The 25820-nt window shown below is 63.0% G+C and carries 26 protein-coding genes; 22 read left to right on the top strand and 4 right to left on the bottom strand.

From position 1 onward, the window contains the following. On the top strand, positions 1-1097 hold a 1097-nt coding region (locus tag QM596_RS18375; RefSeq protein WP_283309612.1), incomplete at its 5' end, for an RDD family protein. A 31-nt stretch (positions 1098-1128) separates the two neighbouring features. Here QM596_RS18375 and QM596_RS18370 read toward each other — a convergent pair. Continuing rightward, positions 1129-2538, bottom strand: a complete 1410-nt coding sequence (locus QM596_RS18370) for an acyl-CoA synthetase (RefSeq protein WP_283309611.1) — start codon at positions 2536-2538, stop codon at positions 1129-1131. A 28-nt stretch (positions 2539-2566) separates the two neighbouring features. Then, entirely contained in the window at positions 2567-3907 is a 1341-nt protein-coding gene (locus QM596_RS18365) for an SLC13 family permease (protein WP_283309610.1), read from the bottom strand. 99 nt (positions 3908-4006) lie between these two features. On the opposite strand from QM596_RS18365, the gene QM596_RS18360 reads away from it, so the two are divergent. From QM596_RS18360 to QM596_RS18295, 14 genes are all read left to right on the top strand, one after another. Further along, on the top strand, positions 4007-4654 hold the full coding sequence (locus QM596_RS18360) for a FadR/GntR family transcriptional regulator (protein WP_007727006.1): 648 nt from the start codon (positions 4007-4009) through the stop codon (positions 4652-4654). Positions 4655-4921: 267 nt separating this feature from the next. Beyond that, a complete protein-coding gene (gene ftsH / locus QM596_RS18355) occupies positions 4922-7501 on the top strand; it encodes an ATP-dependent zinc metalloprotease FtsH (protein WP_134998458.1) in 2580 nt (859 codons plus the stop codon). Positions 7502-7560: 59 nt separating this feature from the next. Further along, positions 7561-8178: a GTP cyclohydrolase I FolE gene (folE, locus tag QM596_RS18350; protein ID WP_019746783.1), complete on the top strand. Its 618-nt coding sequence runs from the start codon at positions 7561-7563 to the stop codon at positions 8176-8178. Positions 8179-8183: 5 nt separating this feature from the next. After that, entirely contained in the window at positions 8184-9044 is an 861-nt protein-coding gene (gene folP / locus QM596_RS18345; RefSeq protein ID WP_029254407.1) for a dihydropteroate synthase, read from the top strand. 1 nt (position 9045) lies between these two features. Further along, positions 9046-9411 (top strand): dihydroneopterin aldolase, encoded by a 366-nt coding sequence (gene folB / locus QM596_RS18340; protein ID WP_019746785.1) that lies wholly within the window; start codon positions 9046-9048, stop codon positions 9409-9411. Further along, positions 9408-9911 carry a 2-amino-4-hydroxy-6-hydroxymethyldihydropteridine diphosphokinase gene (gene folK / locus QM596_RS18335; RefSeq protein WP_211918157.1) on the top strand — a complete coding sequence of 168 codons (504 nt, stop codon included), beginning with the start codon at positions 9408-9410 and terminating at the stop codon, positions 9909-9911. Before folB ends, folK begins: the two co-directional genes overlap by 4 nt. Before the next feature lie 17 nt (positions 9912-9928). Next, on the top strand, positions 9929-10396 hold the full coding sequence (locus QM596_RS18330) for a DUF3180 domain-containing protein (RefSeq protein ID WP_153213529.1): 468 nt from the start codon (positions 9929-9931) through the stop codon (positions 10394-10396). Positions 10397-10464: 68 nt separating this feature from the next. Next, positions 10465-11595: a DUF6779 domain-containing protein gene (locus tag QM596_RS18325; protein WP_283309609.1), complete on the top strand. Its 1131-nt coding sequence runs from the start codon at positions 10465-10467 to the stop codon at positions 11593-11595. 110 nt (positions 11596-11705) lie between these two features. Continuing rightward, complete coding sequence (locus QM596_RS18320) at positions 11706-12647, top strand: Rossmann-like and DUF2520 domain-containing protein (RefSeq protein ID WP_172932232.1); 942 nt, start codon at positions 11706-11708, stop codon at positions 12645-12647. Further along, positions 12640-13572 (top strand): pantoate--beta-alanine ligase, encoded by a 933-nt coding sequence (gene panC / locus QM596_RS18315; protein WP_170320391.1) that lies wholly within the window; start codon positions 12640-12642, stop codon positions 13570-13572. Before QM596_RS18320 ends, panC begins: the two co-directional genes overlap by 8 nt. Before the next feature lie 27 nt (positions 13573-13599). Continuing rightward, complete coding sequence (gene panD, locus QM596_RS18310) at positions 13600-14046, top strand: aspartate 1-decarboxylase (protein WP_003945761.1); 447 nt, start codon at positions 13600-13602, stop codon at positions 14044-14046. Positions 14047-14049: 3 nt separating this feature from the next. Then, a complete protein-coding gene (locus QM596_RS18305) occupies positions 14050-14865 on the top strand; it encodes a type III pantothenate kinase (RefSeq protein WP_019746791.1) in 816 nt (271 codons plus the stop codon). A gap of 261 nt (positions 14866-15126) precedes the next feature. Continuing rightward, a complete protein-coding gene (locus tag QM596_RS18300; protein WP_019746792.1) occupies positions 15127-15645 on the top strand; it encodes a cysteine dioxygenase in 519 nt (172 codons plus the stop codon). After that, complete coding sequence (locus tag QM596_RS18295; RefSeq protein ID WP_003945445.1) at positions 15642-16064, top strand: rhodanese-like domain-containing protein; 423 nt, start codon at positions 15642-15644, stop codon at positions 16062-16064. The genes QM596_RS18300 and QM596_RS18295 overlap by 4 nt, the downstream gene beginning before the upstream one ends. A 21-nt stretch (positions 16065-16085) precedes the next feature. On the opposite strand, the gene QM596_RS18290 is transcribed toward QM596_RS18295, so the two are convergent. Then, the gene (locus QM596_RS18290; RefSeq protein ID WP_092765435.1) at positions 16086-17045 is read right to left on the bottom strand and encodes an AraC family transcriptional regulator; all 960 of its coding nucleotides are present in this window, start codon (positions 17043-17045) and stop codon (positions 16086-16088) included. Between the two features lie 80 nt (positions 17046-17125). Here QM596_RS18290 and QM596_RS18285 point away from each other — a divergent pair, with 80 nt between their 5' ends. From QM596_RS18285 to lysS, 3 genes are read left to right on the top strand one after another with little or no spacing between them, the layout of a single operon-like run. Next, entirely contained in the window at positions 17126-17959 is an 834-nt protein-coding gene (locus QM596_RS18285; RefSeq protein WP_092765474.1) for an NmrA family NAD(P)-binding protein, read from the top strand. Then, positions 17956-18459, top strand: a complete 504-nt coding sequence (locus tag QM596_RS18280) for an anthrone oxygenase family protein (RefSeq protein WP_283309608.1) — start codon at positions 17956-17958, stop codon at positions 18457-18459. The genes QM596_RS18285 and QM596_RS18280 overlap by 4 nt, the downstream gene beginning before the upstream one ends. Before the next feature lie 11 nt (positions 18460-18470). Then, positions 18471-19982, top strand: coding sequence for a lysine--tRNA ligase (gene lysS, locus QM596_RS18275; protein ID WP_283309607.1), 1512 nt, complete (start codon positions 18471-18473; stop codon positions 19980-19982). A 110-nt stretch (positions 19983-20092) separates the two neighbouring features. On the opposite strand, the gene QM596_RS29800 is transcribed toward lysS, so the two are convergent. Beyond that, positions 20093-20506, bottom strand: coding sequence for a DUF8017 domain-containing protein (locus QM596_RS29800; protein ID WP_502943405.1), 414 nt, complete (start codon positions 20504-20506; stop codon positions 20093-20095). A gap of 118 nt (positions 20507-20624) precedes the next feature. On the opposite strand from QM596_RS29800, the gene QM596_RS18270 reads away from it, so the two are divergent. From QM596_RS18270 to QM596_RS18255, 4 genes are all read left to right on the top strand, one after another. Continuing rightward, on the top strand, positions 20625-20963 hold the full coding sequence (locus QM596_RS18270) for a histone-like nucleoid-structuring protein Lsr2 (RefSeq protein WP_003945673.1): 339 nt from the start codon (positions 20625-20627) through the stop codon (positions 20961-20963). 105 nt (positions 20964-21068) lie between these two features. Then, positions 21069-22010 carry an esterase/lipase family protein gene (locus QM596_RS18265; protein WP_502943402.1) on the top strand — a complete coding sequence of 314 codons (942 nt, stop codon included), beginning with the start codon at positions 21069-21071 and terminating at the stop codon, positions 22008-22010. Between the two features lie 38 nt (positions 22011-22048). Continuing rightward, positions 22049-22906: an esterase/lipase family protein gene (locus tag QM596_RS18260; protein ID WP_283309606.1), complete on the top strand. Its 858-nt coding sequence runs from the start codon at positions 22049-22051 to the stop codon at positions 22904-22906. 297 nt (positions 22907-23203) lie between these two features. Further along, entirely contained in the window at positions 23204-25747 is a 2544-nt protein-coding gene (locus QM596_RS18255) for an ATP-dependent Clp protease ATP-binding subunit (RefSeq protein WP_003945604.1), read from the top strand. Positions 25748-25820 lie beyond the last annotated feature (73 nt).

Here is a 25820-nt window from a genome sequence, read left to right as displayed (position 1 = left end):
CGTACGACGATCTTGTGACGTGGCTCGAAGCGCTGGGTGATCCTGCTGTGGATGCAGCGTTGGACCGAAGGGCTGCTGGGCAATTCGGTCTACCTGAACCTGAACCTGAACCTGAACCTGAACCTGACCGCGTGCCGGTGCCCGTGCCTGCGCCGGTGCCCGTGCCCGTGCAGCCTTCGAGACGTGCTCTCGAGGCTGCGGATCCGCGGACTCCGGCGGCGGTGCTGTTCGAGATCGCATCGAGTTCGCCGGAGTTGCGGCCGGCGATCGCTGCGAATCCGTCGACGTACGACGATCTTGTGACGTGGCTCGAAGCGCTGGGTGATCCTGCTGTGGATGCGGCATTGGACCGAAGGGATGCTGGGCAATTCGGTCTACTCGGACCCGAACCCGAACCCGAACCTGCGACCGAGACGTTCATTTCGAGCGGACCGGAGGCCCGCTCCAGTGGCGACCTTGTGCAACCGTCCGCACCGCGACCGGCCGTGCCGCAATTTGCCGTGCCGCAACCGAACCCGGGGTATGGGCCGACCGGCGTTCCACTCCTGCCTGGTGGGTTTCGGCCGGCCGGCGCCGGGATACGAGTTGCCGCGCGGTTCATCGATTTTGCCATTCTCGCAGTTGTGTCGGTCGTCGGCGGAATGATCTCCACCGCGACGCTCGGAAACGGATTCGACTTCGATTCCTACCGGACAAGTTCGGGTCTGATCGGCCTGCTGATCGGGATCGGTTCGATAGTGTACTTCGTATGGGGAGAGTCGGCATTCGGGGTAACCCTGGGCAAACTCGCCCTCGGAATAGGGGTTCGCTCGGTAGGAGGTGCACGTCCGGCCTTGGCGCAGTCCTTCAAACGGAATGCATTCGTGATCCCCATGTACTTCGGATCGGCTGTTTCGGCGTTGGCCATGCTCGGTAGTGGTGACGAGCTCGTCGGCATGCTGAATTCGATGTCGTTGGGCAGTGTCGCGAGCATTCTCGGTTCTCTTGTAACAGTCGCTATTTCGATCGCGATCATCGTTTCGATCAGTAGCGCACCGGACGTCCGCGGCTTCCACGATCGGATGGCTGACGCCGCCGTCGTGGTGACCCGACAGTGACCGAGCACGCTTCGATGGAAGAGGCTTGCCTTCAGAGCGTCAGCAGCTTCTTCTGGACTTTGCCCATAGCGTTGCGGGGCAAGCTGTCCACCAGACAAACCTGACGAGGGCGCTTGTGGATCGACAGTGATTCGGCGACGAAGTCCGAAACCACCGCGCAGTCAGCTACGTCCCCGACGATGAATGCGACTATGCGCTGGCCGAGATCGTCGTCCGGCACACCGACGACGGCGGCCTCGCGAACGCCGGGGTATGCCAGAAGTGCCTGTTCCACCTCGCCGGCACCGATGCGGTATCCACCGGACTTGATCATGTCGACCGACTCGCGGCCGACGATGCGGTGGAATCCGCTGTCGTCGATCACCGCGATGTCGCCGGTGCGGAACCAGCCGTCCTTACTCATGGATTCCGCTGTCTTCGAGGGGTTCCCGAGGTACTCGTCGAAGAGCACGGCTCCCGCAACTTCCAGTTGCCCAAGCTGCTCTCCGTCGTGCGCCGACAATTCGCCGTTCTCGCCGCGCAACCTCGTCCTGACTCCCGGAACGGCGTGCCCGACCCAACCCGGGCGACGTTCGCCGTCGTGCGTCGTGCTGACGGTGATGAGGGTTTCACTCATTCCGTAGCGCTCGACGGGAGCCAATCCGGTCAGCGATTTCATCCGCTCGAACAATGGAACCGGAAGTGGTGCACTTCCGGACACGAGCAAGCGCGCGGATCGCAATGCTGCTGCCGCCGAGGGCTCACCGCACACGCGTGACCAGACGGTCGGAACACCGAAGTACAACGAGCCACCCGCTGCGGCATACGAATCCGGAGTTGGTCTGACGGTATGAATCAGCGGTGAACCGACGCGCAATGCGCCCAACACGCCGAGAATCAACCCATGGACGTGGAAGAGGGGCAGTCCGTGGACGAGTGTGTCCTCCGGAGTCCAATTCCACACGTGGGCAAGTGCGTCGAGATCTGCTGCGATCGCTGCTCGCGAGAGGACGACGCCTTTCGGCGCTCCGGTGGTTCCTGAGGTGTACATGATCAGTGCGGTAGCTGCCGCGCTCGGTTCGGGATAGGACGTCGCAGATCGCGCGTGAATATTGATGGGAATCAACGGGATACTCGAATCCGACGGTCCGTCTCCGAGTATCAGTTCGGCTTGGGAATCGGCGATGATGTGCTGACGTTCGAGCGGGCCGGAGTCCGGTGGGATCGGGACCACGGCAACACCGGCGATCAGCGCGCCGGCGACGGCGACCACTGTCTCGAGGCCGGCGGCGGCTTGTACTGCCACTCGCTGTGCACCGTGGATTCGATCGGCGACCGCGGTGGCGGCGGCCAACAAGTCGGCGCGAGAGAGGGTCGCGCCTTCGCCGAAACTGACCGCCGCTCCGTGATCGTCGAGGATGCGGGGGTCGAGGGAGCGCAGAAGTGTGGATTCGCTGTTCATCGCGAGTTCCCTTTCTTTGAGCGAAGATTCAGACGGACCAGGGAACAACGAACAGCAACCAGGCGAGAATCGGCGTCACCACCATGATGGTCATGCCCCACCGCATCGTCAGCCCGAACACCACGTCGCGTTCTTCCGGAGCGGCGTTCGCCACCACCAGCGCGCCGTTGGTCGAGAACGGACTGCAATCGACCAGAGACGACGAGATTGCCAGTGCGATAACCAGGCCGGTTGCATTGACCTGGCCGGTCATGAGGAAGGGAATTGCCAAAGGGATTAGTGCACCGAGGATTCCGGTGGTGGATGCAAACGCCGACACGATCGCGCCGATCAGACAGATCAAGAACGCCGCGAGAAGTGGAATGCCCACGTGAGCTACCGAATCCCCGAGCCACTGGACGGTGTTTTGGTTCTGCAATAGGGCCACGTAGGTGACGATTCCGCCGATGAGGAGCACGGTGCCCCAGCTGATCTTGTCGACGGCCCCGCGGGCGGAGGCCGGGAAGATCAGGGTGAGAAGTACCGCGACGGTCAGTGCGGTGAATCCGACGTCGAGGTCGAAGACCAAGGCGCCGAGTGCAAGTGACGCCAGCCCGAGCAGGGTGAGTCGCCGCTCGAGATTGAGTGCTCCCGCGTGCGGAGCGGTCCCACCCGAGGACTTGCCGCCACCCTTCGAGCTGTCGCCGGAACCCGAACCGGTGATGGTGTCGCCACCGCCCGACGCGTTGCCGACTGCGCTGACAAGCACGCGCTCCGAGGCGCCGCGTGCAATCAATGCGCGACCGCCGAACGAGACGTACGCGATTGCGGCAACAACGGCTGCGGCCGCGAAGGTCGAGACGAACAGCAAGGCCGGGCTGGACGGGAGGCCGTTCTGGCGCATGACGTCGTTGGTGATCACCCCGAAGATTCCGATAGGGGAGAAGCTGCCCGCCGTTGCGCCCTGGACGACCATGAAGCCCATCAGCATGGGGTGGATCCGGTAGCGGGTGGCGAAGCCCATTGCCACGGGCGCGATGATGGCGACGGCAGCGGGACTGACCGCGCCCATGGCGGTGACGGCCGCGCACACCGCGAACATCGCCCACGGCACGAGGGCCACTCGTCCTCTGACCGCACGGACCGCCGCGTGAATGATCCAGTCGACCGTGCCGTTGTTTCTGGCCAGCGCGAACAGGTAGGTGACGCCGACCAGGATGACGAAGAGGCTGGCCGGGAAGCCGTCGAGGATCTCGCTGGTATCGACAGTGAAGACCAGTGTTCCGACGACGAAGGCAGCCACCAGGGCAAGCGCACCCATGTTCACCGACCTCACGGTGGATATGACGAACACCAGGACAAGTACTGACAGGGCTATGACATTTGCCATCGAACTCTCAATCCGTTCGCGACCAGCTTGTGGTCTGCATCACTTGGAATTGGCCTAGCCTCTCTGCCACTGCTCCATTTGTCAAGTACACTCCGAGGCATGAATTCGACGTCATCGCCCGGCTCGCGCTCGGGCCTGCCCGGACGATTGAAGCGTCCGCGTCTGTATGAGCAGTTGGCCGAGCACATTTCGAATTTCATCGAGGCTCAAGGCCTTTCGCCCGGCGATCGGCTTCCTCCCGAACGCAGCCTGGCTGCCGAACTCGGCGTCAGTCGAGCGTCGCTGGCTCAAGCGCTCGTGGCCCTCGAGATTCGGGGCAGAGTCGAAATTCAGCACGGTAACGGAGCGGTGATTCGCGAAGCTCCCACGCCCGACGCGGGTAGGTCTGCAGACTCGGGAGTGCGGTTGCAAGACCGAACCGTCGACGAACTGACTGCTGCCAGGGAAGCGATCATGGCCGGCCTGGCTCGGGCGGCGGCGTCGAATCCCAACGCTGCGCTTCGGGTCGCGATGTTGACCGACGACGGGACCGCGAGAAACTTCGCCGAGACATGGCGCTGCGTCAGGCACCTGGCCGGTGGCGGCTTATTGGCTGATCTCGACGACACCATCGCCAAGCAGGCGGACGTGCCCGAGTCCTCGGCGCGACTGTCTGCGCGACTCGATCAGCTCGCCCACCGGATCATCGACGGTGACCAATCGGGCGCCGCTGACGCTGTTGCGGGAATCCTCTCCGAAACGGCCTGACGAATAACGACGGACGAGCGTCGGAAAAGCGCACGATAACCACTATGAGCATGTTCGCTCACAGGAAACTGTGCTGCGACGTAGCCCGGGAACCTGATCGGCAATGCGCACGTTGAACACAGTGACGACCGTTCCAACCAAGCGGCACGGCCGCTGGCGGGCATCGATGGGGCCGATCGCGGTAACCTGCAGGTGTCCGGTTGGCAGCCGGAAGGCGACCTGGCAGACCCGCACTCTCGAAAGGACCGGCCACATCGGCCGACCTGTATGAACCGTAAGACTGTGTTCCGTAACGTGCTACTCGTAGCCGTCGTGCTGTTGGTGATCTATGCCTTCAGCTACTTCAGCAACGACACCCGCGACTTCAAGACCGTCGACACCTCGGTCGCGATATCCCAACTCGACGCCAAGAATGTTGAGTCGGCGCAGATCGACGACCGTGAGCAGCAGGTTCGTCTGTGGCTCAAGAACGGCAACGACGCCACCGACGGTAAGACGCAGATCCTGGCGAAGTACCCCGCGAGTGCGTCGGAGCAGATCTTCGACAAGGTCGAAGGCGCCGGAGCGGACAAGTTCAACACGACGGTCACTCAGGAGAGTTGGCTGACGTCGATCCTTCTGTTCGTGCTGCCGATGATCATTCTGTTCGGCATCTTCTTCTTCGTCATGAACCGGATGCAGGGCGGCGGTGGTCGCGGCGGAGTCATGGGATTCGGTAAGTCGAAGGCCAAGCAGCTCACCAAGGACATGCCGAAAACCACGTTCGCCGACGTCGCCGGTGCGGACGAGGCTGTCGAAGAGCTGTACGAGATCAAGGACTTCCTGCAGAACCCGGCTCGCTACCAGGCGCTCGGCGCCAAGATTCCGCGCGGTGTGCTGCTGTACGGCCCTCCCGGAACCGGTAAGACGCTGCTCGCTCGCGCTGTCGCAGGCGAAGCCGGCGTCCCGTTCTTCACCATCTCCGGCTCGGACTTCGTCGAGATGTTCGTCGGTGTCGGTGCTTCGCGTGTTCGCGACATGTTCGAGCAGGCCAAGCAGAACAGCCCCTGCATCATCTTCGTCGACGAGATCGACGCCGTCGGTCGTCAGCGCGGCGCAGGACTGGGCGGCGGACACGACGAGCGCGAGCAGACGCTCAACCAGCTGCTCGTCGAGATGGACGGCTTCGGTGATCGCACCGGCATCATCTTGATCGCCGCAACCAACCGCCCCGACATCCTCGACCCCGCACTGCTGCGTCCGGGACGCTTCGATCGCCAGATTCCGGTCGGCGCCCCCGACCTCGCCGGTCGCCGTGCGATCCTGCGAGTGCACTCGCAGGGCAAGCCGATCGATCCCAACGCCGATCTCGAAGGCCTCGCGAAGCGGACCGTCGGAATGTCGGGCGCCGATCTTGCCAACGTCATCAACGAGGCTGCGCTGCTCACCGCACGCGAAAACGGGACCGTCATCACCGAAGCCTCGCTCGAGGAATCGGTGGACCGTGTTGTCGGTGGACCGCGGCGTAAGAGTCGCATCATCAGCGAGCACGAGAAGAAGATCACGGCGTACCACGAGGGCGGTCACACGCTGGCTGCTTGGGCAATGCCTGACATCGAGCCGGTCTACAAGGTCACGATCCTCGCTCGCGGTCGCACCGGCGGTCACGCGATGACCGTGCCCGAAGACGACAAGGGTTTGATGACGCGTTCGGAGATGATCGCTCGTCTCGTCATGGCAATGGGTGGACGCGCCGCCGAGGAGTTGGTGTTCCACGAGCCCACCACCGGAGCGTCGTCCGATATCGACATGGCGACCAAGATCGCACGCGCGATGGTCACCGAATACGGCATGAGTGCCAAGCTCGGCGCGGTTCGCTACGGACAGGAGGGCGGGGATCCGTTCCTCGGCCGTTCGATGGGCGTTCAGTCCGACTACTCGCACGAGATCGCCCGCGAAATCGACGAGGAGGTGCGCAACCTCATCGAGGCGGCGCACACCGAAGCGTGGGCCATCCTCAACGAGTACCGCGATGCGCTCGACCTCATCGCTACCGAACTGCTCGAGCGTGAGACGTTGACTCGCAAGGACCTCGAGAAGATCCTTGCCGGCGTCGAAAAGCGTCCGCGTATCACGGCTTTCAACGATTTCGGTGGGCGCACGCCTTCGGATCGTCCGCCGGTGAAGACTCCTCGCGAACTCGCGATCGAGCGCGGCGAAACGTGGCCGGAGCCCGCTGCTGCACCTGTTCTCGTCAAGGCAGGCGCACCCAGCAGCGGCGCACCCAACAGCGGTGCACCCAACGGCGGTGTCCCCAACAACGGTGGTCTCCCCAACAACGGCAACCAGGGACCCTCGAACGGCTACGCACAGCCCTCGTACCCGCAGCCGAGTGCTCCGCAGCAGACTCCGCAACCGGGAACACCCGACTACGGAGCGCCCGCCGGATGGTCGGCACCGGGTTGGCCTCCGCGTGAGAACCCGTCGCCGACGTACCCCGGACAGCAGTCGGGTGGGTACACCGGTGGACAGAATCCGACCCCGCCGAACCAGTCGCAGGGCCAGTACGGTCAGCCCCAACACGGTCAGCCCCAGCCCGATCAGGGGCAGTACGGTCAACCGCACCCGGGACAGCAGGCGTACCCCGAGCAGCCGCACCCCGGCCGCCGTTACCCCGCGCAGCCCGATTACCCGGTGCAGTACCCGGACGGTGGACCCTTCGCCGATCCGAACCGGGGAAACCCGACCGGCGAAAACCAGTGGCAGAGCCCCGCACCGGAACAGCCGCAGACTCCGCCGCCGCATCATTCGGCTGAGGACGACGGCCCGAGCACCGCTCGCTGGGACGGACCGGACGGATCCCGCTGACCTTGCGCCACTAGGCTCTGCGGCGGGGGACCTGTGAACAATTCTCGAGGAGAGTTCGGTTGTCGGTGAATGATGTGGCCAGTGAACTGGTGTCGCTCGGAACGGGCCGCCCGTTCGATCAGGCGCGGGCAGAGGCTGCCGTACGGGAATTGTTGATCGCGGTCGGTGAAGATCCGGAGCGCCCAGGCCTGCTCGATACGCCGGCCAGGGTTGCGCGCTCGTACAAGGAGATCTTCGCGGGTCTGTACTCCGAGCCCGACGACGCGTTGAACACAACTTTCGACGAGGGTCACCAGGAATTGGTGCTCGTGCGAGACATTCCGATGTTCTCGACGTGCGAGCACCACCTGGTGTCCTTCCACGGTGTTGCTCACGTTGGCTACATCCCGGGAAAGTCGGGCAAGGTCACCGGTTTGTCGAAGCTCGCGCGCGTCGTCGATCTGTACGCCAAGCGTCCGCAGGTTCAAGAACGCCTGACCAGCCAGATCGCGGATGCTTTGATGCGCAAGCTCGACCCGCGTGGAGCCATCGTCGTCATCGAAGCCGAGCACCTCTGCATGGCGATGCGCGGTATCCGCAAGCCTGGAGCCAGCACGACCACGTCAGCGGTTCGTGGGCTCCTGCAATCCAGCGCGGCCTCACGGTCCGAAGCGCTGGACCTCATCCTTCGTAAGTGAGCGAGATGTCCGCGGCTCCCGTTGCAGGTAGCGATCCGGCCCGGATGGTCGTGATGGGGATTCTGAACGTCACCGCCGATTCGTTTTCCGACGGTGGTCAATTTCTCGATCGTGACGCGGCGATCGCTCGCGGGCTCGAACTGCAACGCATAGGCGTCGACATCGTCGACGTCGGCGGCGAGTCGACGCGCCCCGGAGCCACCCGCGTCGATCCGAAACTCGAGGCGGACCGTATTGCCCCGGTGATCGAAGAACTCGTGGCAGCCGGAATTCGCGTCAGCGTCGACACGATGCGTGCTTCCGTCGCCGCCGCCGCGATCGAAGCGGGCGCAGGCATCGTCAACGACGTGTCGGGCGGTCGCGCAGACCCCGACATGGCATCCGTTGTGGCCGACGCCGGAGTGCCCTGGATCCTCATGCATTGGCGCTCGGCCGGTGACTACGTCCATCGTGGTAGCGCCGATCACTACGACGACGTGGTCCGCGACGTCCGTGACGAACTGCTGTCGCAGGTCGATCTGGCGTTGAAAGCAGGGGTCGATTCGTCGTCGATCATCCTCGACCCCGGCCTCGGGTTCGCGAAGAACGCCGACCACAACTGGGCCCTGTTGCGTGCACTACCCGAGTTCAACGCGACCGGATTCCCGATACTGGTCGGCGCTTCCCGCAAGCGGTTCCTGGGGTCTCTGCTCAGCGATCCCGACGGCAATCCCCGTCCGCCTGGTGGCCGCGAGACTGCGACGGCCGTGGTCTCGGCCCTTGCAGCACGTGAGGGCGCCTGGGGAGTTCGGGTGCACGACGCACAAGCCTCGCTCGACGCCATTGCCGTGGTCGACGCCTGGAACCGTGGACGAGAAAGGGCCTGACATGGGGGACCGAATCGAATTGCGCGGGCTGAAGGTTCGCGGCAATCACGGAGTGTTCGACCACGAGAAGCGTGACGGTCAGGACTTCTTCATCGACATCACCGTCTGGATGGACTTGGCTCCCGCCGCGGCGTCGGACGATCTGACCCATACCCTGCACTACGGCGAGTTGGCGGAAGCCGCCGCAGCCATCGTCGCCGGCCCGTCGCGCGATCTCATCGAGACCGTCGCCGCTGAGATCGCCGACGACGTCATGAAAGATTCGCGAGTCGAGAGCGTCGAGGTCGTGGTCCACAAACCGTCGGCACCGATTCCGCTGGTTTTTGCGGACGTCGCCGTCGTCGCACATCGGACCAGATCGGCATGACGCGCGCTGTTCTGTCGATCGGTTCCAACATCGGCGACAGCGTGGCTCACCTGCAGTCCGTTGTCGACGGGTTGGGCAGCGCCGTCGTTGCTGTCTCACCGGTCTACTCGACGGCGCCGTGGGGTGGCGTCGAGCAGCAGGATTTTTACAACGCGGTGGTGGTGGTCGACGATCCCGAGGCCGACGCCGCTGAGTGGCTTCGCCGGTCGCAAGCTCTCGAGGAAGCTGCAGACCGGGTGCGCGAAGAGCGTTGGGGACCCCGGAGCCTGGACGTCGACGTGGTCGATTGCGAAGGCGTCGTCAGTTCCGATCCCGTGCTCACCCTTCCGCATCCGCGAGCGCATCTACGGGCATTCGTGCTCGTTCCCTGGCTGGACGTCGAGCCTGACGCGACGCTGATCGTCGACGGCCAGAAGTTGTCGGTGGCACAAATTCTCGACGGCCTCGATCGCACTGAGCGTGAAGGTGTGCGCACTACCGATGTGGTGCTTGCGCGGTGACCGAAGAAGGCAAGGGTTTGAAGCCGACCCGGATCAGTGAACTCGCGGTTCTGGCTGCGGTTGCCGCTGTGGCCACCTGGATTCTGATTCGCGTGTTCTACGGTTCGATGCCGCCGATCCCTGTTTATGCGGGAGCGTCGCTGTACTTCGTGGCCGTTGCCGAGGCCGTCTTCGCTTTTGTCATTCGTTCGCGCGTCAAGAATCGTCAGGTGGGTGACGGGCTCAGACAGCTTCATCCCATCACTGCCGCCCGAGCGCTGGCATTGGCCAAAGCATCCGCTTTGGTCGGTTCAGCTACCGTCGGTGTCTGGGTCGGAGTGCTGGTGTATCTCATCCCACAACGCTCGGTTCTGCAGGCCGCAGCCTCCGACACGCCGGGCGCGTGGGTGGGGTTGGGCGCCGCAATTGCGCTGGTAGCGGCAGCTCTGTGGCTCGAACATTGTTGCAAGACGCCGGAAGATACACCTGACGAGCCCGCGCACTGACAGCCTGGTCGGCAAATCACCCACCGAGGTACGTGGCGACCCCGGTCTCGGCAAGTACCCTGGCAACCATGACAAATTCTGGTCGATCGAAGTCTGCGCGCCGAAGCAAGCGCAGCGCGAGCCAGATGATCATTGCTGCTCTTCTGGCACTTGCTGTCATTGCTTCGCTGTTTCTGATCTTCAGCAACAGCGTTCAGCTTCTTCGGGTGGGACTGGTCGTCGCTCTGTGGGCAGCCACCCTCGGCGCTATCGCCATGACCAAGTATCGGCGTGAGTCGGCACTGGACAAAGCCAAGGTTGCCGATCTGCAGACCGTGTACGAACTGCAGCTCGAACGTGAAATTTCGGCTCGACGTGAGTACGAACTGAGCGTCGAAGGTCGCGTGCGACGTGAGGTGACCGCGGACGCGGAGGAACTGGCCGGGCTGCGCGCCGAATTGGTGGCGCTGCGCCGAAACCTCGAAGCACTGTTCGAAGGTGGACTGCTGCCCGAACAGACCGCGCTCAAGACCGATTCCACGCGAGTACCGGAACTTGGCGGTAGTTCGTACGGTGCGTACCAGCCGGCACCGTCGGGGCTGTACGTTCCCGGCGCCGGCCAGAACGGACCCAGCCAACCGGCACCGAACGTCGGCGGCTTGGCATCGCCCAACGACGATCCGGTGACTGCTGAGACAACCGTCGTGTTCGCGGAGACGTCGTGGCGTGACAGCAGCTTCGTGGCGCCGCGTGTCATCCCGACGCAGAAGCCACAAGAGACGCAGAAGCCACAAGAGACGCAGAAGCCACAAGAGACGCAGAAGCCGCAGAATCAGAGCGGGAACCAGGCACCGAAGAGTTCCCCGGTGGGTTCCACACAGGCACGAACGGTGAAAGGCGTTCCGGTGGAGAAGGATCCGGAACCGGTAGCGCCGGTCGAGCCTGAAATCAAGGCTCCCACCCAGGCCCCGAACATCGAAGACGCCGTCATCGAAGACGCTGTCGTCGAAGAGGCGCCCGAGGTTGTTCCCGAGATTGTCGCGGAAGCTGAACCCGCTGCGGAGCCTGACGCAGAGCCTCGCCGTCGTCGTCGCGCTGCCCCGGAAGATGCCGCGAGCGGTGCTCATTCCAACGGGTTGACCGTCGCCGAAATAATGGCGAACCTGAGTTCGAACAACCCGTCCGAAGGCTCCGGTCGACGTCGTCGCCGAGCGGACTGAGTCGCAGATCACTCGCCCGGCCATGGCATGACGGTTCGGGCGAAGGATATCCTCGGACGCAGAACGTCTGGTACCCGCCGAGCGGGACTGGAACGAACGAGAGGAATCCGGTGACTTCCTTCGGGATCACTAATGGGCCTGCACCTGCGCGATTGACGGTAGGAATTGTCTCAGCAGGACGGGTCGGAACAGCTGTCGGTGCCGCATTGGAGCGAGCCGGTCATGTTGTCAGCGCTTGCTCCGCCGTCTCCAGTGCCTCGGTCGCCCGCGCTGTGAAGCGGCTTCCCGATACCGAAATTCTTCCGGCTGCCGACGTCGCAGCTCGCTCCGAACTGCTGATTCTCGCCGTTCCTGACGACCAGCTTGCGGATCTTGTTCGAGGTCTCGCGGCCACCCACGCCGTCAAGCCGGGCACGCTCGTCGCCCACACGTCCGGTGCCAACGGCATCGCGATCCTGACTCCGCTCACCGAACTCGGCGCGCTGCCCTTGGCTATCCATCCGGCGATGACGTTCACCGGTCACGACGAGGACACCGCACGGCTGTCGTCGGCATGCTTCGGAATCACTGCTGCCGACGACATCGGTTACGCGATCGCGCAGTCACTGGTCCTCGAGATCGGCGGCGAGCCCGTCCGAGTGCGCGAGGAGAACCGAGCGCTCTACCACGCGGCACTGGCTCACGGCAGTAATCACCTGGTCACGCTCGTGGTCGACGCCGTCGAGGCGCTGCGAGCGTCGTTGCAAGGTGACGAGCTGCTCGGTCAACAGTTGGTCGACGGAGATCCGGGTGGAGTGGCCGAGCGTGTCCTGCAGCCGCTGCTGTCGGCAGCCTTGGACAACGCGCTACGACGCGGTCCCTCGGCGTTGACCGGTCCGGTGGCACGCGGCGACGCTGCTGCCGTCGACACACATTTGCGCGTACTGACAGAACTGGATCCGGAGCTCGCTGCCGGCTATCGGGCGATGTCCTTGCGATCGGCCCAGCGGGTGGGCGCCCCCACCGAATTGTTCGACATCTTGACTGAAACGGGAGGTGACCGTCGTGAGTGATCTGCAGGGCGGATACAAGCGCGGCGAACTGACGGTGCACCACGATCCGGACAAGCTTCGGCGCGTCTCGCGGGCACTGCGAGGTGTCGGGCGTCAGGTGGCGCTCGTTCCGACGATGGGTGCGTTGCATGCGGGCCACATCGAATTGGTTCGTCAGGCCAAGGTCACCGGCGCCGTCGTGATCGTTTCCATCTTCGTGAACCCGCTCCAGTTCGGTGCGGGCGAAGACCTGGACGCGTACCCGCGCACTCTCGATGCGGATCTCGACCTGCTTCGCGCCGAGGGCGTCGAATTGGTGTTCGCGCCGAGCGCCAAGACGATGTACCCGCGGGGCCAGCGCACCACCATCGTGCCGGGCCCGTTGGGTAGCGAACTCGAAGGCGGAGCGCGCCCCACTCACTTCGCCGGAATGCTGACGGTTGTGGCGAAGCTGCTCCAGATCGCGGCACCCAATCACGCGTACTTCGGTGAGAAGGACTACCAGCAGCTGACGCTCATCCGTCAGATGGTGTGGGATCTCAACTTCGATGTACAGATCATCGGAGTTCCGACGGTCCGCGAGTTCGACGGCCTCGCGTTGTCCTCTCGCAATCGCTACCTCGACGAGGGCCAGCGCGCCGCAGCGGTCGCGCTTTCCGCTGCTCTGATCGCCGGTGCACACGCGGCGTCCGGGGGAGCGGAAGCAATTCTGGAAACCGCACGCGCTGTTCTGGCAGCTGTTCCGGAAATCGAGGTCGACTACCTCGAGGTTCGGGGCGTCGATCTGGGCCCCGCGCCCGAGCGAGGTGACGGCCGACTGTTAGTGGCCGCCAAGCTCGGAACCACCCGTTTGATCGACAACGTCGGTGTCGCGGTGGGAACCGGGTTCCTCGAGCGTGACACCGACCCATCCGCCGACGCCATCGACGACCTGCTGTCTCACTGAGCACTTTTCACGAGTAAGGACCTGGATATGTTTCGCACAATGATGAAGTCGAAGATCCACCGCGCCACCGTGACTCACGCCGACCTGCATTACGTCGGCTCCGTCACCGTCGACCAGGATCTGATGGACGCCGCAGACCTCCTCGAAGGCGAACAGGTGTGCATCGTCGACATCGACAACGGTGCGCGTCTCGAGACGTACGTCATCGCCGGCGAGCGCGGAACTGGTGTCATCGGAATCAACGGTGCGGCAGCGCATCTGGTCAAGCCGGGCGATCTGGTCATCCTCATCGCCTACGGCGTGATGAACGAGCAGGAAGTCAAGGAATACTCCCCGCGCGTCGTCTTCGTCGATGCCGACAACAAGCAGATCGAACTCGGCTCCGACCCGGCTCATGCGCCGGAGGGTTCGGGTCTGATCACCCCGCGCATGCTGTCGACACTCGAGGCCTCGCGCGAATCCAGCCTGGTGTAATCCATGCTGCTCACGGTCGACGTGCGGAACACCAATATCGTTCTGGGATTGTTCTCCGGGACTGGTGAGTATTCGAAGCTGTTGCAGGACTGGCGAATGCGAACCGACCCTCGGATGACTGCCGACGAGTTGGCGTTGACCTTCCGTGGGCTGTTGGGTACTCATGTCGATGAGATCACCGGCGTTGCGGCGCTGTCGACAGTGCCGTCCGTCTTGCGTGAAATCCGCGTGATGCTGGAGCGGTACTGGGGTCACGTTCCCCACGTGGTGGTCGAACCGGGTATTCGCACCGGTGTGCCACTGCTGGTGGACAACCCCAAAGAGGTGGGAGCCGACCGGATCGTCAACAGTCTTGCCGCTCACCATCTTTACGAGGGTCCGTGCATTGTCGTGGACTTCGGTACGTCGACCTGTGTCGACGTCGTTTCCGCCAAGGGTGAGTTTCTGGGCGGCTGCATCGCGCCCGGACTCGAGATCTCGACCGATGCCTTGGCGTCGCAGTCCGCTGCGCTGCGCAAGGTCGAATTGGTGCGCCCGCGTTCGGTGGTCGGCAAGAACACCGTCGAATGCATGCAGTCCGGTGCGGTATTCGGCTTTGCCGGCCTCGTTGACGGATTGGTCAACCGCGTACGCGACGAACTGCCGGAGTTCGGTGGTGACGACGTCTCCGTGATCGCAACCGGGGACAGCGCACCGCTGATCATTCCCGAATCCGACACTATCGATCACCTCGAACGGGACCTCACTCTCGAGGGGCTGAGGTTGGTCTTCGAGCGCAATCAGGCGCGTCGTGGATCCGGTCGACGACCGGTCGCCTGATCGATGGTTTCGTTCCAGCAGTTTCGCGATTGCAAAAGTTATGCCACAATGGTGCTCGTGAATCGCTGCATGGGTGCTCAGGAGTGTTGTCGAGGCTGACCGCTGCCTTGACCAATTCACATTCCTTGGAGCTAGCTCGTGCTATCCACATATTCTGCAGATCTCTCTGTTTTGACCCCTACTCTCGCTGCTGATCGTGCTGTTTCCGCAGGTCGTAGCGCTAATCGTGGGGCGTCCGGACGCCGTCCGAGTGGTGCGTCGTTGCCTACCCGCCTTCGCCCGGCCGATTTGCTGCGACTGACCGACGAGGGAGCGAACGGCGTGCTCGACGGCCGTTTCGACCACCTCATTCCCGACGCCTTCCCGACGCTCGATCGTTGGTCCACTCGCCTGCATGCGGACGACGACGTCGATGTGTGGCTCATCAGCTGGGTACCCGAACGCAACACCGAATTGCACGACCACGCAGGTTCGTTCGGCGCATTGACCGTCCTCAGTGGTTCTCTCACCGAATTCCGTTGGGCCGGTGACGCCCTGGTGGAACGCCAGCTCGACGCCGGCGATCAGGCTTCTTTCCCGCTCGGCTGGGTTCACGATGTCGTGCGTTCGACGGATGTTCCTGGTGCTCCGATCGAAATCAGCTCTGATGCACCGACTCTGAGTGTTCACGCCTACTCGCCGCCGCTGACGGCAATGTCCTTCTACGAAGTGACGGATCACCGGACTCTTCGTCGCACCCGTACCGAGCTGACCGACCTGCCCGAGGGGGGCACCAAATGACCATCGACCAAATGCTCGACGACGCTCGCGCACAGATCGATCGTATGTACGTCTTCCAGCTCACCGAAGCCTTCCATCGCGGCGCGATCTTCGTCGACATTCGCCCGCAGGCGCAGCGCGCCATCGAGGGAACTCTCCCCGGTGCACTCGCGATCGAGCGAAACGTTCTCGAGTGGCGTCTCGACCCCACCAGCAGCGCACACCTCGCGTTGGCCACCGACCACGACGTCGAGTGGGTGATCGTCTGCTCCGAGGGCTACACCTCGAGCCTGGCCGCAGCGTCGTTGCAGCAGTTGGGTCTGCACAAGGCAACCGATCTCGTGGGCGGGTACCAGGCGATCAAGGCCGCCGGACTGCTCGGTGCTCTCAGCGGAGTTCGTCATTGCTCCCGCGAGTTGGCGGCGGTTTCGGCTCATTGAGGTATTTGCTGTGCGCCTTTATTAACCGCGGGCGGTTAATAAAGGCGCACAGCGGGTCTGGCGGTAAATCTTCGGGCTCATTCCGTGATGGCGGGTGAAGGCCGTTGTGAGCGCAAAGGGGCTCGAGTAGCCCACTTCTCGCGCGATCGAGGACACCGTTCGTGCCGGGTCTGCGAGTAGATCTGCCGCCACCGACAAGCGCCACTCGGTCAGATAGCCGACGGGTCCGAGCCCCATGAGACCGGTGAACCGGCGTGCGAAGGCTGCTCGTGAACTGCCGGACTCCTGGGCCAGGCTCGCGACCGTCCAGGGGTGTTCCGGCCGATTGTGTATGAGCCGCAAGGCATGCCCGATGACGGGATCCTCGTAGGCCTTGATCCATCGCGGTGATCGATTCGGGTTCTCGGCGAACCACGTACGGACCGCCGAGATCAGGACCAGGTCCAGGAGCCTGTCCAGCAACACTTCCTGCCCTGGCCCGTCGGCGGCGATCTGTTGTTCCAGAAGGTTTGTCATCGGCGCGGTTTCGATGCTGCGACGCACTACCGCGACGGGTGTCAGGCTGTCGAGGATCTGACGGCTGACATAGGAGTCCAAACGGTATGTGCCCGTGAGCATGACGGTCTGGCCACTGGTCGAGTTGCCCCAGGTGCGAACGCCGAGAACTGACATGTCCTCGAGTGGCGATCCGTCGACCGCGGCGCAGTTTTGTGCCTCGTCGATGAGTACGTGGACTGGCGTGCCCGGGTGATCGGCGACCGTATAGGGGTCGGGGCCGCGCAGGAGTGCAATGTCGCCGGCCTCGAGATCTTCTGTCTGTCCGGTGTCGGAGACGACAACTGCGGCGCCGCGAACCAGAACCAGCACGGTGATCGGTGCGTGGTCCTCGATACGTAATGACCACGGTGGATCGAGCAGCGAGCGCAGCAGAAAAGCGCCCTCCGCCCGCGACCCGGCCAGCATCATCGACAATGCATCCATGTTTCGACGGTAGACGCTGACGTATGTTTTTGCGACCTTCGACTATGGATCGTATTGACGCTCCGCGGTCGAATGAGTACATGACGACAACAAGCGACATTCAATCGGCAGTAGTGATCGGTGGTACCGGTAAGACCGGTGCGCGAGTTGCGCAGAGGCTGACGGCGGTGGGAATCCGTACCCGAATCGCGTCGAGAACATCCGGGACGCGTTTCGACTGGAACGATCAGACGACGTGGCAGCCCGCGATGTCCGGTGTCGACGTGGCATATGTGACGTATGCGCCGGACCTCGCAGTGCCGGAATCGAGCACCCACATCGAGGAACTCGCTGAGCTTGCGTACCGCGAAGGGGTTCGTCGCATGGTGCTCCTGTCCGGGCGCGGTGAACCGGCGGCGCAGAAAGCCGAGCAGGTTCTGGCCGACACCGGTCTGGAATGGGCTGTGGTGCGGGCCAGCTGGTTTGCCCAGAACTTCAGTGAGGGGTATCTACTCGATCCGATTCGGGAAGGCCACCTGGCACTTCCGGTCGGTGAGGTGGGGGAGCCGTTCATCGACGTCGACGATCTAGCTGACGTGGCGGTGGCCGCATTGACTCGAACCGACCTCCTCGGCCGAGTTCTCGAGGTGACGGGTCCGGAGTTGCTCACCTTCGCGGAGGCGGTTGAGGCGATTTCGGCGGCGTCGGGGCGTGCGGTGTCATTCGAAAGAATTGGACTGCAACAGTTTTCCGACGGCATGGCAGAAGTTGGCGTCCCGAGTGATGTCGTGGAGTTGCTCACTTACTTGTTTGCCGAGGTTCTCGACGGACGAAATCAAAGTGTGACCGGCGTCGTCGAAGAGGTCCTGGAACGACCCGCTCGAGATTTCACCACTTTTGCCGCCGAGGCTGCTCGAACGGGGGTCTGGTCGTGAAGAAATCCGAGATCTTCTTGGAGTTGCTCGTCGGCGTGACTGCGCTCGGCGCGCTCGTTGCCGGTGGCGCGTTGTTCGCGTTCTCGTCCTTCGTAATGCCCGCTCTGCGGTCGGTCGATGCACACGCCGCGATCATGTCGATGCAGGCGATCAACGTCGAAGCACCGCGGAGCGCCTTGATGCTGCCACTCGTCGGATCGGCGCTCACCGCGATCGCCGCCGGAATCTGGGCAGCGATCTCCAGACCGGACGGCTGGGTCCTTGCCGTTGTCGGTTGCGTCGGGGTGCTCGCGTCCTTCGCGGTGACAGCGATCTACCACGTCCCCCGCAACGACGCTTTTGCCTCGGTCAGCGCTACCGATGCAGCCGCATGGGCGTCGTACGAGGCGGGTTGGACGGTGTGGAATCACGTCAGGGTTGCGCTGTACTTCCTGTCGGGAATCGTGCTCGCGGTCGCCGCGGTGCTACCAGCAACAAACGCGGTGGACACGGCCCAGTAGTCTTGTACCCCGTGAGTGATGTAGAAGCCCAGCCAGTCGACGACACCCCCGAGCAGCTCCGTATCCGGCGCGAGAAGCGTGAACGGATCCTGGTGCAGGGGCAGGAGGCGTACCCGGTCTCGGTCGATCGCACCCACACGCTCGCGCAGATCCGCGCGGAGTACCCGGAACTCGAGCCGGACACGGCGACTGGCGTGCTGGTCGGCGTCGTCGGCCGCGTCATCTTCATGCGCAACACCGGCAAGTTGTGCTTCGCGACTCTGCAGGAAGGCGACGGTACCCAGCTGCAGGCCATGATCAGCCTCGCCGGCGTCGGCGAAGAGGCACTGGCTGCCTGGAAGTCCGACGTGGACCTCGGCGACTTCGTCTTCATCCACGGTGAGGTCATCAGCTCCCGTCGGGGTGAGCTCAGCGTGATGGCCGACGCGTGGCAGATCGCGTCCAAGTCGCTGCGCCCCCTGCCGGTTGCTCACAAGGAAATGAGCGAAGAGTCCCGGGTGCGTCAGCGCTACGCGGATCTGATCGTTCGCCCCGAGGCTCGCGATAACGCCCGCAAGCGCGTCGCTGTTGTCCGTGCGCTGCGCAATGCACTCGAGAGCCGCGGCTTCCTCGAGGTCGAGACGCCGATGCTGCAGACGCTGCACGGCGGCGCGGCAGCTCGCCCGTTCGTCACGCATTCGAACGCCCTCGACATCGACCTGTACCTGCGTATCGCGCCGGAACTGTTCCTCAAGCGTTGCGTCGTCGGCGGTATCGAGAAGGTCTTCGAGATCAACCGCAACTTCCGCAACGAGGGCGTCGACTCCACCCACTCGCCCGAGTTCGCGATGCTCGAGACGTACGAGGCCTACGGCACGTACGACGATTCCGCGAAGATGATTCGTGAACTCGTCCAGGAAGTTGCGCAGGAAGCATTCGGCACGCAGGTCCTCACCCTCGCCGACGGTTCCGAGTACGACGTCAGTGGCGAGTGGCAGGTTCTCGAGATGTACCCGTCGCTGTCGGCTGCCATCGGCACCGAGGTCACGCCGGATACAACGGTCGACGAGCTTCTCGCTCTGGCGGAGAAGGTCGGCCTCGAGGTTCCCAAGGACAAGGGCTACGGCCACGGCAAGCTCGTCGAGGAGCTGTGGGAACACCAGTGCGGCGATCAGCTGTACGTGCCGACGTTCGTCCGTGACTTCCCGGTCGAGACATCGCCCCTGACCCGTGATCACCGCAGCAAGAAGGGTGTCACCGAGAAGTGGGACCTGTACATCCGCGGATTCGAGTTGGCGACAGGCTACTCCGAACTTGTCGACCCGGTCATCCAGCGTGAGCGCTTTGTCGACCAGGCGCGCCTCGCGTCGGCAGGCGACGACGAAGCGATGGTGCTGGACGAGGAGTTCCTCGCCGCGATGGAACAGGGCATGCCGCCGACCACCGGCACCGGCATGGGAATCGATCGACTGCTGATGGCTTTGACTGGTCTCGGTATTCGCGAGACGATCCTCTTCCCGATCGTTCGTCCGTCCGCTCGCTAGCTTTACTTCGATCAAGGTTCGGCCGCACATGTTGCGGCCGAACCTTTTTCAGTTGAGGCGCTCCCAAGGTATTCGATAGTTCCCAACGACATTCGCCTGCGGCAAAGGATTCATCCATGCGCGGTCGCCCGAGTTTCGGACTCTCGAATTGTTGCGATGATTTGGTCGATCGTGCCCTGGTTGAGTGCGTCAGGTAGTCCCCGATCCGACTGGACAAGGAAGACCATGACCTCGGCTGTGGAGTATCCGGGTGTGGTGACGACATCGAATTGTGCTGAGGGCGGATAGCATTCGTTGTCCGCCGGGATATTTGTGACGGTTGGGGTGTACCGGATCGCAGGGCGTCCGGAGATGGTGAAATTCGTGGGTCCGCCGTAAGCGATACTGGCGAGAGTGCCGTTCTTGGAGGCGAAGATTGCGCTCGGTAGAGGTCTTTTCTCGAGCCGTCGTCTGTCATGATTCCCCCGTCTGGATGCATCCCCCGATGCGCCGCAAAGAATGTATCGGCACTGTCTTTGTCGCAAGACAAGTCGACTGGCATACCCGGCGGAGATCAGTCCCAATCATCCTGACGAGCCGAGACAGGACGTTTGTCCAGGTGCTATTGTCGCTGCTTATCGAAGGATCTGGGGAGGAATGGTCGTGGTGAAAAAGGTTGTTGTCACGATGGTTGACGATCTGGACAAAAAATCGCCCGCCGACGAAACTGTGGAGTTTTCCGTCGACGGAGTTGCTTACGAAATCGATCTCACCGCCGCCCACGCCGCGGAACTGCGCGATGCACTGAAAAAGTGGATTCCTCATGCGAGAAAGTCGAATTCCGCCAAATCAGTCAACGGAGCGGTGACCAAATCCCGTCCCGTTGCGGACCGCGATCAGAGTGCCGCCATCCGCGAATGGGCCAAGGGTGCAGGCTTCGAGATTTCGGCCCGCGGTCGTATTTCCACCGAGGTGCGCCGAGCCTACGAAAAGGCCGTCTGAAATGGATCGCGAATGGATTCGGGCGCATTTTGCCGAAACGGATTGATAACGCGTTCTAGTTTGTTAGCGTCTGCACGGTTCGCATCTCTCGTAGAGGAGTCGGTCGTGCACAGAAACAGGTTGTTCGGGGGCGTGGTTCTTGCCGCTCTGATGCTCGTCGGGTTCACCTCCGTGGCTTCGGCTCAGGCCCCGTTGCCCGTGCCCAATGCCTTCCTTGCCGGTGTTCCTCAGGAGTTGGGAAATCCTGGCGGTTCAGCTCCTGGATCCAATGACTTTTCGTGTAAACTGACTGCCGAACATCCCAATCCGGTTGTGCTCGTTCACGGAACGGGTGGAAACAGGCAGACCAACTGGGCCACCTATGCGCCGTTGCTCGCCAACGAGGGCTACTGCGTCTTCGCGCTGACATACGGCAACTTCCCCGAGCAGCCGTGGCCGTTGTCGGCCATCGGTGGAATGCAGGAAATTCCTTCCAGCGCAGCGCAATTGTCGAATTTTGTCGATCAAGTACTTGATGCCACGGGTGCTACATCGGTAGATCTGATCGGACATTCCCAGGGCACCATCATCAACGGGTACTACGCGAAGTTCCTCGGTGGTGCCGACAAAGTGGACAACATCGTCTCGGTGGCGTCGCTGTGGAAGGGAACGCTCGGAAACGAGCAGGCAAGTGTCGGCCGCAGCCTTCGCGAACTCGGGGTATCCGAGGCAGCGCAGGCCGGATTCCCGATCTGCAAGGCATGTCTGAACATGGGGGCAGGCTCGGAGTTCATCGAAAATCTCCGTGCGGGAGGCGTTTACGCGCCGGGTGTTCACTATACGAACATCACGACCCGCTACGACGAACTGGTGCTGCCGTATACAAATGGGCTGGAGCCTGGGCCGAACGCCACCAACATCGTCGTCCAGGACGGTTGTGAGCAAGACATCTCCGATCACCTCGCCATCGCGGCATCGCTGCGCGCCGCGACTTTTGCTCTCAATGCACTCGACCCCGCGCATCAGCGGCCGGTACCGTGCAACTCGGTATTGCCCGTCGTGGGTTGATCACTATGCGGAGGCCTTCGGTGGGGATTCGAACATGCGTGGGCGCTCTCGCTGTGGCGGGAGCCGTGGCCGTGTCCGCGCCGTCTCTTGCGTCGGCGAACGAACCTCTTCCCGTCCCGTCCGGTTTCCTCAGTGGAATCGCCCTCGAAGCGACCAACCCGGGCGGATCGGCCCCTGGCACCAACGACTTCTCGTGCACGCCTTCCGCTGCTCATCCTGATCCAGTCGTCCTGGTGCACGGGACGGCGGCCAACCGTCAGACCAATTGGGGCGTACTCGCACCCGTACTAGCCAACGAGGGATACTGCGTTTTTGCGCTCACCTTCGGGAATCGAACGGACCAGCCGTGGCCGATTTCCGCAGCCGGCGGTCTCGCACCACTCGGAGACAGCGCAGGGCAGCTGTCGGACTTCGTCGACGACGTTCTCTCTGCGACGGGTGCCTCGAAGGTCGACCTGATCGGGCACTCCCAGGGGACGACGGTCAGTGCCTACTACGCCAAGTTCCTCGGCGGTGACACGCACGTTTCCAAGATCGTCTCCATCGCTCCGTTGTGGGACGGCTCGGAGGTCGGCCCGCCGGAAGGCGTCGGGGGACCGGATTTCGACAACGCCAGCTTCGTCACCGAACTGCGCGAAGCGGGCGTCTACTCCGATGACGTCGAGTACACCAACATCGTGACTCGGTTCGATCAGGTAGTCGTTCCGTACAGCAGCGGAATACTGGCCGCGTCGAACGCGTCGAACATAGTTGTTCAGGACGGTTGCGAGCAGGACCTGTCGGATCACATCGCGTTGGTGGCGTCGCAGCGAACGGCGACTCTGACGCTCAACGCGCTTGATCCGTCGAATCCGCGTGAGGTGCCGTGCACTCGGGTACTCCCGATATTCGGCTGATCAGGCGTCGAAAATCGCTGTTCGCTTCAGGCGTACAGGAACCGGGAAACGATTCCCTCAGCTGCGACGTTGTGAACGGTAAGCAGTCCGGCTTCCGCCGCCAATCGGGTGGAGGAGCAGCAGGTGGACTTCGCGCCCTCTAGAGTAATAAGTGGGGTCGTGCAACCTTTGTCGATTCGTGGACGTCAGTCCGCTGACCGGCGAGGCGATCAGTCTGTAGTGCCGGAGCGAAACGCGGCGACCAGGGACGAGACATCCGGTCTCGAACCTGCCCGCCGGAGAGTGTGAGGGAGAGCGATGTTCGAGAGGTTCACCGATCGCGCGCGGCGCGTTGTTGTCCTGGCTCAAGAAGAAGCCAGGATGCTCAACCACAACTACATCGGCACGGAGCACATCCTTCTCGGCCTCATTCACGAGGGCGAAGGTGTTGCAGCCAAGTCGTTGGAGTCGTTGGGTATCTCCCTCGAGGGAGTCCGCAGCCAGGTCGAGGAGATCATCGGCCAGGGCCAGCAGGCTCCGTCCGGTCACATCCCCTTCACACCGCGCGCCAAGAAAGTCCTCGAGCTGAGTCTGCGCGAAGCGCTGCAGCTCGGACACAACTACATCGGTACGGAGCACATTCTGCTCGGTCTCATCCGTGAGGGTGAGGGCGTAGCAGCCCAGGTTCTGGTCAAGCTCGGTGCCGATCTCAACCGTGTCCGCCAGCAGGTCATCCAGCTGCTGTCGGGCTACCAGGGCAAGGAGCCCACCGAAACCGGTGGCACCCGCGGAGAGGCCGGCACGCCGTCCACCTCGCTCGTGCTCGACCAGTTCGGTCGCAATCTGACGCAAGCTGCCCTCGAAGGCAAGCTGGACCCGGTCATCGGCCGCTCGAAGGAAATCGAGCGCGTCATGCAGGTTCTCTCGCGTCGTACCAAGAACAACCCGGTTCTCATCGGTGAACCCGGTGTCGGTAAGACCGCTGTGGTCGAGGGCCTGGCTCAGGCAATCGTCAACGGTGAGGTCCCCGAGACCCTCAAGGACAAGCAGCTGTACACGCTCGACCTCGGGTCGCTCGTGGCCGGCAGCCGTTATCGCGGTGACTTCGAAGAGCGCCTGAAGAAGGTTCTCAAGGAGATCAACACCCGCGGAGACATCATCCTGTTCATCGACGAGCTGCACACCCTCGTTGGTGCGGGCGCGGCCGAGGGCGCTATCGACGCGGCCTCCATCCTCAAGCCCAAGCTTGCCCGCGGTGAGCTGCAGACCATCGGTGCCACCACTCTCGACGAGTACCGCAAGTACATCGAGAAGGATGCCGCTCTCGAGCGTCGTTTCCAGCCCGTTCAGGTGGGCGAGCCGACCGTCGAGCACACCATCGAGATCCTCAAGGGTCTTCGTGACCGCTACGAGGCTCACCACCGTGTCTCCATTACGGACGGTGCTCTCGTGGCAGCGGCGACGCTGGCCGACCGCTACATCAACGACCGCTTCTTGCCGGACAAGGCGATCGACCTCATCGACGAGGCAGGCGCGCGAATGCGCATCCGTCGGATGACTGCACCGCCGGACCTGCGCGAATTCGACGATCGCATCGCCGACGCGCGTCGCGAGAAGGAGTCCGCGATCGACGCGCAGGACTTCGAGAAGGCTGCGAACCTGCGTGACAAGGAGAAGACCCTCGTTGCTCAGCGCGCTGAGCGTGAGAAGCAGTGGCGTGCGGGCGACCTGGACGTCATCGCCGAGGTCGACGACGAGCAGATCGCCGAGGTTCTGGGCAACTGGACCGGTATCCCCGTCTTCAAGCTCACCGAGGAGGAGACCACTCGTCTGCTCCGCATGGAAGAGGAACTGCACAAGCGGATCATCGGCCAGGAAGAGGCAGTCAAGTCCGTCTCGAAGGCGATCCGTCGTACGCGTGCAGGTCTGAAGGATCCCAAGCGTCCCTCGGGCTCGTTCATCTTCGCCGGCCCGTCCGGTGTCGGTAAGACGGAGCTCGCGAAGTCGCTCGCCAACTTCCTGTTCGGCGACGACGACGCTCTGATCCAGATCGACATGGGCGAGTTCCACGATCGCTTCACCGCTTCGCGTCTGTTCGGTGCCCCTCCCGGGTACGTCGGATACGAAGAGGGTGGCCAGCTCACCGAGAAGGTGCGCCGCAAGCCGTTCAGCGTTGTGCTGTTCGACGAGATCGAGAAGGCACACCAGGAGATCTACAACACCCTCCTGCAGGTGCTCGAGGACGGCCGTCTCACCGACGGTCAGGGACGTACCGTCGACTTCAAGAACACGGTGCTGATCTTCACGTCCAACCTCGGTACGTCGGACATCTCCAAGGCAGTCGGCCTGGGCTTCAGCTCGGGAACGGGCACGGAGTCGAACTACGAGCGCATGAAGCTCAAGGTTCACGACGAGCTGAAGAAGCACTTCCGTCCCGAGTTCTTGAACCGTATCGACGACATCGTCGTCTTCCATCAGCTCACGAACGAGCAGATCGTTCAGATGGTCGACCTGATGCTCGCTCGCGTCGAGGCGGCACTCAAGAACAAGGACATGGCCATGGAGGTCACCGACAAGGCCAAGTCGCTTCTGGCCAAGCGCGGATTCGATCCGGTACTGGGTGCACGACCGCTGCGTCGCACCATCCAGCGCGAGATCGAGGACCAGATGTCCGAGAAGATCCTCTTCGGAGAGATCGGACCCGGCCACATCGTGCTCGTCGACGTCGAGAACTGGGACGGCGAAGGCTCGGGCGAGGACGCGAAGTTCACGTTCACGCCCACCAAGAAGCCGATCGACGTGCCGGACGCACCGCCGATCGAGCTGACCAAGGCCGGCGAAAGCGAAAGCGCAGCAGAGTAGTACAGCAGAGTAAGTAACGAACGGGCGGCACCTCACCGGTGCCGCCCGTTTCGTGTATCACGGGAGAGGGCGT

The sequence above is a fragment of the Rhodococcus sp. IEGM 1406 genome, from assembly GCF_030056745.1.
In the GTDB taxonomy this organism is placed as follows: domain Bacteria; phylum Actinomycetota; class Actinomycetes; order Mycobacteriales; family Mycobacteriaceae; genus Rhodococcus_F; species Rhodococcus_F erythropolis.
This window is presented reverse-complemented; position numbering and strand designations above follow the sequence as displayed.

Excerpts from the sequence above, each read along its gene's own strand:
- QM596_RS18370 (WP_283309611.1), bottom strand. The coding sequence starts at position 2,538 with ATGAACAGCGAATCCACACTTCTGCGCTCCCTCGACCCCCGCATCCTC.
- QM596_RS18365 (WP_283309610.1), bottom strand. The coding sequence starts at position 3,907 with ATGGCAAATGTCATAGCCCTGTCAGTACTTGTCCTGGTGTTCGTCATA.
- QM596_RS18360 (WP_007727006.1), top strand. The coding sequence starts at position 4,007 with ATGAATTCGACGTCATCGCCCGGCTCGCGCTCGGGCCTGCCCGGACGA.
- ftsH (WP_134998458.1), top strand. The coding sequence starts at position 4,922 with ATGAACCGTAAGACTGTGTTCCGTAACGTGCTACTCGTAGCCGTCGTG.
- folP (WP_029254407.1), top strand. The coding sequence starts at position 8,184 with ATGTCCGCGGCTCCCGTTGCAGGTAGCGATCCGGCCCGGATGGTCGTG.
- folB (WP_019746785.1), top strand. The coding sequence starts at position 9,046 with ATGGGGGACCGAATCGAATTGCGCGGGCTGAAGGTTCGCGGCAATCAC.
- folK (WP_211918157.1), top strand. The coding sequence starts at position 9,408 with ATGACGCGCGCTGTTCTGTCGATCGGTTCCAACATCGGCGACAGCGTG.
- QM596_RS18325 (WP_283309609.1), top strand. The coding sequence starts at position 10,465 with ATGACAAATTCTGGTCGATCGAAGTCTGCGCGCCGAAGCAAGCGCAGC.
- panD (WP_003945761.1), top strand. The coding sequence starts at position 13,600 with ATGTTTCGCACAATGATGAAGTCGAAGATCCACCGCGCCACCGTGACT.
- QM596_RS18305 (WP_019746791.1), top strand. The coding sequence starts at position 14,050 with ATGCTGCTCACGGTCGACGTGCGGAACACCAATATCGTTCTGGGATTG.
- QM596_RS18295 (WP_003945445.1), top strand. The coding sequence starts at position 15,642 with ATGACCATCGACCAAATGCTCGACGACGCTCGCGCACAGATCGATCGT.
- QM596_RS18290 (WP_092765435.1), bottom strand. The coding sequence starts at position 17,045 with ATGGATGCATTGTCGATGATGCTGGCCGGGTCGCGGGCGGAGGGCGCT.
- QM596_RS18285 (WP_092765474.1), top strand. The coding sequence starts at position 17,126 with ATGACGACAACAAGCGACATTCAATCGGCAGTAGTGATCGGTGGTACC.
- QM596_RS18255 (WP_003945604.1), top strand. The coding sequence starts at position 23,204 with ATGTTCGAGAGGTTCACCGATCGCGCGCGGCGCGTTGTTGTCCTGGCT.